The 652-nt window shown below is 71.8% G+C and carries 2 protein-coding genes; one reads left to right on the top strand and one right to left on the bottom strand.

Annotation, left to right across the window (positions count from 1 at the left end; all coding sequences use genetic code 11):
- Positions 1–319: HNH endonuclease family protein (locus tag ASF38_RS18425; protein ID WP_200914453.1), on the top strand; the 319-nt coding region annotated here is incomplete at its 5' end.
- Positions 320–338: 19 nt separating this feature from the next.
- Here ASF38_RS18425 and ASF38_RS07855 read toward each other — a convergent pair.
- The coding region (locus ASF38_RS07855; RefSeq protein WP_235497508.1) for a hypothetical protein at positions 339–652 on the bottom strand (314 nt) is incomplete at its 5' end.

Raw genomic sequence — 652 nt, 5'->3', positions numbered from 1 at the left:
GCGCTTCACCGACGCGGGCGGCATGGACATCGACCACATGGTCCCGCTCAAGGAGGCGTGGATCTCTGGCGCCTCGGGCTGGAGCGCGACGAAGCGCGAGGACTTCGCCAACGACCTGGGGGACGGGCGCAGCCTCATCGCCGTCTCCGCGTCGTCGAACCGGTCCAAGAGCGACCAGGACCCCGACTCCTGGATGCCGCCCGCGACGTCGTACCGCTGCACCTACGTGTCGGACTGGATCGCGGTCAAGCACCGTTGGGGCCTGGCCGTCGACTCCGCCGAGAAGACCGCGCTCCGGGAGGTGCTCGCAGGCTGCTGAGCCCGTGCCGGGGCGGTGATCACGACGGTCGGCCGCGTCGGCGTTCGTCCAGTACGGCCCGGCCCACGAGCGCCCACAGCGTCAGGCCGAGCGCCAGGTACACGGCGCGGAAGATCGTGGTGCTCGGGCCCGTGCCCTCGAGCATGGGGCCGGATGCGAGGAGGACCAGCGTGGCCCCCACCGCGACGTAGCCCACCGCAGTGACAGGCCGAGGGAGGCGGATCAGGCGCCACGTCGACCGCGCGATCAGCCAAGCCACGCCGATCGACAGGGCCGCCTGGAGCAGCGTCACCCACCAAGGTTGCGACGCTGCCTCGCTCCACCCGCTCGGTC

Source organism: Aeromicrobium sp. Leaf272 (genome assembly GCF_001422865.1).
GTDB lineage: Bacteria > Actinomycetota > Actinomycetes > Propionibacteriales > Nocardioidaceae > Aeromicrobium.
Note: the sequence above shows the minus strand (reverse complement) of the source record. Positions and strands in the feature narration are given on the sequence as shown.